Annotated in this window: 4 protein-coding genes and 1 pseudogene; 2 read left to right on the top strand and 3 right to left on the bottom strand. The window is 71.8% G+C overall.

The features are described 5' to 3' along the window. On the bottom strand, positions 1 to 1,464 hold a 1,464-nt coding region (locus GH736_RS14580; RefSeq protein ID WP_159604574.1), incomplete at its 3' end, for an MFS transporter. A 101-nt stretch (positions 1,465 to 1,565) separates the two neighbouring features. Here GH736_RS14580 and GH736_RS14585 point away from each other — a divergent pair. Then, positions 1,566 to 2,219, top strand: coding sequence for a TetR/AcrR family transcriptional regulator (locus GH736_RS14585; protein WP_159604576.1), 654 nt, complete (start codon positions 1,566 to 1,568; stop codon positions 2,217 to 2,219). 115 nt (positions 2,220 to 2,334) lie between these two features. Beyond that, positions 2,335 to 4,668 (top strand): esterase-like activity of phytase family protein, encoded by a 2,334-nt coding sequence (locus GH736_RS14590; RefSeq protein ID WP_159604578.1) that lies wholly within the window; start codon positions 2,335 to 2,337, stop codon positions 4,666 to 4,668. A gap of 154 nt (positions 4,669 to 4,822) precedes the next feature. On the opposite strand, the gene GH736_RS25530 is transcribed toward GH736_RS14590, so the two are convergent. Both GH736_RS25530 and GH736_RS14600 read right to left on the bottom strand, forming a co-directional pair. Further along, positions 4,823 to 6,376, bottom strand: a complete 1,554-nt coding sequence (locus tag GH736_RS25530; protein WP_159604580.1) for a beta strand repeat-containing protein — start codon at positions 6,374 to 6,376, stop codon at positions 4,823 to 4,825. Between the two features lie 89 nt (positions 6,377 to 6,465). Further along, positions 6,466 to 6,657, bottom strand: a pseudogene (locus GH736_RS14600) (hypothetical protein); the annotation flags it as partial.

A 6,657-nucleotide genomic window follows, 5' to 3' on the forward strand; every position in this document is an offset into this window, starting at 1 on the left:
CGCGGCGATCGACGGGCCGTCCGTGCGCCGGCGGAACAGCAGCGCCGACAGCACCGCGCCCACCGCGAACAGGCCGGCGCCCCACCAGTACGCGACCGCATAGCTGTGGATCGCGGCATCCGCCAGCACGGCCGGGGTCGGCGGGGTGTGTGCGACGATGTAGTCGGTGGCCGCGGTCGCCGCCAGGGTGTTGAGCAGCGCCGTGCCGATGGACCCGCCGACCTGCTGGCTGGTGTTCACCATGGCCGACGCCACGCCGGCGAACGACCGCTCGACGCCGAACGTGGCCGTCTGCATGGACGCGGGCATGATCGAGCCCATGCCGAAGCCCAGGATCATGAGCGGCGCGAGCACGTCGGCCGCGTAGGTGCTCTGCGCGTCGAGGTGGGTGAGGATGACCATGCCGGTCGCGGCGATGACCATGCCGATCGGCACCATGACCTTCGGCCCGAACCTGGGCACGAAGAGGTTCGTCGACAGCTGGGCGGCGAGCACCAGCATGAGGATCATCGGCAGGAACGCCAGTCCGGTCTGGATCGGCGAGTACCCCAGCGAGGTCTGCAGGTAGTACGTGACGAAGAGGAAGATGCCGAACATGCCCGCCCCCGCGATGAACACCGACAGGTAGGCGGCGCCGCGGTTGCGGTCGACCACGATCTGCAGCGGCAGCAGCGGGTGCGCCGCGCGTCGCTGCCAGAGCACGAACGCCACGAGCAGCACCGCGGATGCCGCGAGCATGCCCCACGTCATCGGCGAGTCCCATCCCTCCGTCTCCGCGTTCGAGAACCCGAAGACGAGGAGGAACAGCGCGCCCGAGATGAGGACGGTGCCGGGCAGGTCGAGCTTCGGGCGCGGGCCTGTGCGGGCCACATGCCGCACGAACAGCGCGGCGCCGACGATCGCGATCGCCGCGATGAAGACGTTGATGTAGAGGTTCCAGCGCCAGTTGAACTGCTCGGTGAGGAAGCCGCCGAGGAGCAGGCCGATGGCGCCGCCCGCTCCCGCGATCGCGCCGAAGACGCCGAACGCCCGGGCGCGCTCCTTGGGGATCGTGAACGTCGTCGTGAGCACCGCGAGCGCCGTCGGCGCGAGGAGCGCGGCGAAGGCGCCCTGCAGTGCGCGGCCGGCGACGAGGACGCCGAACGTGGGTGCAGCGCCGGCCAGGCCCGAGGCGAGCGCGAAGCCGATGAGGCCGATGATGAAGGTGCGCTTGCGGCCCCACAGGTCGGAGAGGCGGCCGCCGAGCAGCAGCAGGCTGCCGAAGGCGAGCGAGTAGGCCGTGACGACCCACTGGCGGTCGCCGTCGGAGAAGCCGAGGTCGGCCTGGGCGGCCGGAAGTGCGATGTTCACCACGGTGGCGTCGAGCACCACCATGAGCTGGGCCAGCGCGACGGTCGCGAGGGTCCACCACCGGCGGGAGGACGCCGCGACGGGCGTGGGAGTTGCGGTCGGAGCGGAGGTCATGGGCGCCACTCTATACGAGACTGAGCGGTTTCGGATATGACCAGTTCCTGAAGTAACATGGCAGCAACACGACCGCCACGCGAGAAGGGGAGGAGACCGCAATGGCGCAGTCCCACTCCACGGCCCAGCTCGATCCTGAGGCCGGCCCGACGCCGCGGCTGGGCCGCAAGCGCGACCACACCCGCGACCCCGAGATCCTCGACGCGGCCATCGAGGTGCTCGCCGAGTCCGGGTTCGACGGCATGACCATCGACATGGTCGCCGCCCGGGCCAAGGCCGGCAAGGCCACCATCTACCGCCGCTGGCCCTCGAAGGCCGACCTCGTGCTCGACGCGGTCGCGTGCATGAAGGCCGCCGACCTCGCGCCAGAGCGGCTCCCCGACACGGGCACCCTGCGTGGCGACCTCGTCGCGATGATCCGGCCGCGCTCCATCGAGGAGGGCGAACGCAAGCTGCGCATCATGGGCGGGCTGTTCGGCATGATCTCCACCTCGCCCGAGCTCGCCGCCGCCGCGCACCAGGCGATCATCGAGCCGCGGCTCGCCGTGAACCGGCTCTTCCTGCAGCGCGCGATCGATCGCGGCGAGGTCGCGGCCGACTGCGACATCGACCTGCTCGCCAGGGTGGCGTCCGGCATGTCCGCGTTCCGGATGCTGGTCGAGCAGCAGCCGCTCGACGCGGACTACCTCCTGTCGCTCATCGACCACGTCATCCTCCCGGCCGCCGGCATCGCGCCCGAGGCGCGCACGGACTAGCTCGACCGGCGACGGCCGATCGGATCCGGCCGTTCACCCTCCGGTCACCGGGGCGTCGCCCACCCGGAGCACTGTTGCGGGGAATCATCCCTTCCCCCGACAGGAGCACTCCCGCATGAAGCGAGCAACTCTCGCGCGCTGCACGGCCGTGGCCGCGGCATCCGTCGTCGCCCTCGGAGCCGTGGGCGCGATGCCGGCCCTCGCGGCCGACGAGGCCTCGAGCTTCCACCGCAGCGCCACCTACCCCGTCTTCCAGAACGTCCCCGCCGACGTCGACCCGGCCGCGCCCACCGTCGCCGAGATCTCGGCGGTCTCGAAGGACGGCCGCACCCTCGTCTCCACCGACGCCCTCGGCCGGCGCATCGGATTCCTCGACCTCACCGACCCCGCCGCGCCGGTCGGCCTCGGCACGGTGTCGCTCGCCCAGCTCGGGCACGCCGACGACCAGCCGACCTCGGTGTCGATCGTGGGGCAGTACGTGCTCGTCGTGATCGATGAGACCGGCGGCGACGTCACCGCACCGAGGGGGCGCCTCGACGTGCTGCGGCTCTCCGACCGGGAGCGGGTGGCGAGCATCGACCTCGGCGGCCAGCCCGACTCGATCGCCATCTCGCCCGACGGGAAGTTCGCGGCCATCGCGATCGAGAACCAGCGCGACGAGGACCTCGAGGTCGGCGGCGTCGAGGGCGGCCTCCCGCAGGCTCCGGGCGGATTCGTGCAGCTCGTGAAGCTCACCGGTGCGAAGCCCGCGAACTGGAAGGCGAAGCCCGTCTCGTTCAGCTCGAAGCTCGCCACCGGCATCCTGCAGCACGCCGGCATCACCGCGCCCGGCGACCCCGAGCCCGAGTACGTCGCGTTCTCGCCCGACGGCCTGCTCGCGGTGACCCTCCAGGAGAACAACGGCATCGCCGTCATCGAGCCCCGCACCGGCCTGCTCGTGCGGGCGTTCTCGGCGGGCACCGTCACCGCCGACGGCTTCGACACGAAGAAGGACAAGGTCATCGACGCGAGCGGATCGCTCGAGAACGTGCCCCGCGAACCCGACGCGATCGCCTGGGTCGACCGGCGCCACGTCGCCGTCGCGAACGAGGGCGACCTCGCCGGCGGCACGCGCGGCTGGTCCGTCTTCGACACCATCACCGGCAGGCCGGTCTGGGATGCCGGCAACAGCTTCGAGCAGCTCGCCATCTCGCACGGCCTCTACAACGACGACCGGGCGGCGAAGAAGGGCCCCGAGCCGGAGGGCCTCGCGATCGCCGAGTTCGACGGCACGAGGTACGCCTTCGTGGCGAGCGAGCGTTCGAACTTCGTGGCGGTCTACGACCTGACGAATCCGCGCACGCCCGAGTTCGTGCAGACGCTCTTCGCGACCAACGGTCCCGAGGGTGTACTGCCGATCCCCGCCCGCGACCTCCTCGTCGTCTCGAGCGAGGTCGACGACGCGTCCGTCGGCGTGCGCGCCAGCGTGAACGTCTACGAGTTCGGGCCCGGCATCGACGACCAGACCGGCATCGTCTCCGACTCGGTCGACGGCAAGGCCATCGGGTGGCAGGCCCTCGGCGCGCTCTCGGCGGATCCCGCCGACGCCGGGTCGCTCTTCGCCGCCAGCGACTCCGTCGTGAAGCCGAGCACCGTCTACTCGGTCGACGTGACGGGCGCCCCCGCCCGCATCACCCGCGCGCTCGCGGTGACGAACGCGGGAGCGCCGGCGAACCTCGACATCGAAGGCCTCTTCGCCCGCCCGCAGGGCGGCTTCTGGCTGGCGGCCGAGGGCGCCGACGGCGCGGGCAACGCGCTGGTGCGCACGGATGCCGCGGGCGCGATCCAGCAGACCGTCGCGCTGCCGGCCGAGATCACGGCGCACGTGGGCAAGTGGGGGCTCGAGGGGGTCACGGCGGTGACGGATGCCGCGGGCGCCGAGCGCGTCTTCGTCGCGCTGCAGCGACCGCTGTGGACGGACCCGGCCGCGGCATCCGACCCCATCGACGGCGACGGCGTGACGCGGATCGGCCGCTACGACGTGGCGACGGGCGCGTGGACCTGGTTCGGCTACCGGCTCGGGGACACCACAGCGCCTGGCGACTGGATGGGACTCTCCGAGATCACGGCCGTCGACGGGGACACGCTCGCGGTCATCGAGCGCGACAAGCTCAACGGCCCCGCCGCTGCGGTGAAGCGCGTGTACACCGTCGAGCTCGGCGACACGGTGGGCATCACGGGCGTCGGGGCGCCGGGCGGATTGCCCGTGCTCGCCAAGTCGCTCGCGGTCGACGTGCTGCCTGCGCTCCGGGCCGGGAACGGCTGGACGCAGGAGAAGCTCGAGGGCCTCGCCGTCGGCGGCGACGGCCGGGTCTACGCCGTCACCGACAACGACGGGCTGAAGGATGCCACGGGCGAGACGGTGTTCCTCCGTCTCGGTGCGGCATCCGACGTGTTCGCCTCGGAGTAGGCAGGGTTGCGGGGCGGCGGTCGCCCCCCTGGGTATTTCGACCGCCGCCCCCGGACCACGGGATCGAACACCGTGGCCCACTGCGCCGCATCGGGTGGCGGCACAGGTTCTCAGGGGGATCGGCGCTGAGGGGCCGCGCCGATCCCCGTGGTCATCACCGTCGGATCGCGAACCTCCTGAAGCCGACGAGCACCAGGCCCGCCAGCATTGCGAACGCCGCGAGCACGAGGCCCGTGAGGTCGGCGCCGGTCGAGGCGAGCGTCGTCGACGCCGTCACGACCTGCGTCGTGCCGCTCGAGGCCAGCGTGGTCGAACCGCCGTCACCCGGCGTGCCCGGGTCGACCGGAGTCGTCGGGTCCGTGGGATCCGTCGGGTCCGTCGGGTCCGTCGGGTCCGTCGGGTCCGTGGGATCCGTGGGATCCGTCGGGTCGGTCGGGTCGGTCGGGTCGGTCGGGTCGGTCGGGTCGACGATGGTCGTCGATCCGTCCGTCCGGCTGTCACCGATCACCGAGATCGCGTTGCCGCCGATCGTGATGGGCAGAGCCACGTTCGGAATGAGCTGCGTTCCACCGAGCAGCCCATCGGACCCGTCCGTCGTCGCGGAACCGCCCCCGGTTCCCGGAGCCACGACCGTCGTGGCATCCGTCGACTCACTGTCGCCGATGACCGAGATGGCGTTGCCGCCCGCGGTGATCGGTGCGACCAGGTCGGCGATGAGCTGTGTTCCCCCGAGCAGCCCGTCCGATCCGTTCGTCGTGGCGGAACCGCCCCCGGTTCCCGGAGCCACGACCGTCGTGGCATCCGTGGACTCGCTGTCGCCGATGCCCGAGATGGCGTTGCCACCGAGCGTGATCGGCAGGGCGAGGTCGCCGAGCACCTGCGTGCCGCCGAGGATCGAGTCCTCGCCGGACGTCCAGGCGTCGGTGCCCGAGCCGGTGCGCGAGCCGGAGCCGCCGGAGGCGACCTCGGTCCACGCACCGTCACTCGTCGAGTCCCCGATGACGGAGATGGCGTTGCCGCCCAGCGTCACGGGCAGGGCCAGGTCGACCAGGCCCTGCGTGCCGCCGAGGATCGAGTCCTCGCCCGACGTCCACGCGGCGCTGCCGCCGTCGGAGCCGGTCGTGGGGTCGCTCGCGACGCCGGTGGTGGCGTTGCTCGACTCGCTGTCCCCGATGACGGAGACGGCGTTGCCGCCGAGCGTCACCGGCACCGAGATGCCGAGGAGCGCCTGCGTGCCGCCGAGCAGCGAGTGGTCGCCGCTCGTCTCGGCCACCGGGACGTCGGCAACTGCGGCGTCGGGGGCGGGTGCTGCAGCCGGCTCCGGCGCCACCGTGGTGGCGGCGTCGCTCGACTCGCTGTCACCGATGACGGAGATGGCATTGCCACCCACCGTGACCGGCACCGAGACGTCGATGAGCGCCTGCGTGCCCGAGCCGATGCCGTCGTCACCGGAGGTGACGGCGACCGGTGCGGACGCGGGCTCCGAGGCGACCTCGGTCGACGCATCCGACGACTGCGAATCCCCGATGAGGGAGATCCCGTTGCCGCTCACGGTGACCGGGAGGTCGATCGAGATCCCGACCTGGGAACCCGACAGGATGCCGTCGTCGCCACTCGTCTCAGACGCGTGGGCGACCCCGGCTCCGAGGAGCGTGAGCCCCCCGGCGAAGAGGGTCGCGTACAGCGCCCTCAAGGCCAATCGCTTCATGATGTAACTCCTGACTGATGTGGGGTTTCTGCTCCCATGGCAGGGAGCAATGACCGTTTCCGCCTGCGGGCAGGCGGAGCGGACCCCGATCAGTCAGGGGTGGTGTCGGTGTCGAACACCGGTGACGACGGCAGTTCGTCGTCGACCGAGTTCAGCACCAGCGACGCGAGGGCGTCAGCGCCGAGCGCGGCGAAGGCCGCGTCGGAAGTTCCGGATGCGCCGCCGGCACCGCCGGCACCGGCTCCACCGGAGCCGCCGCCTGAGGCGGGCGAGCCGGGACC

It is taken from the genome of Agromyces humi (assembly GCF_009720255.1).
Lineage (GTDB): Bacteria > Actinomycetota > Actinomycetes > Actinomycetales > Microbacteriaceae > Agromyces > Agromyces humi.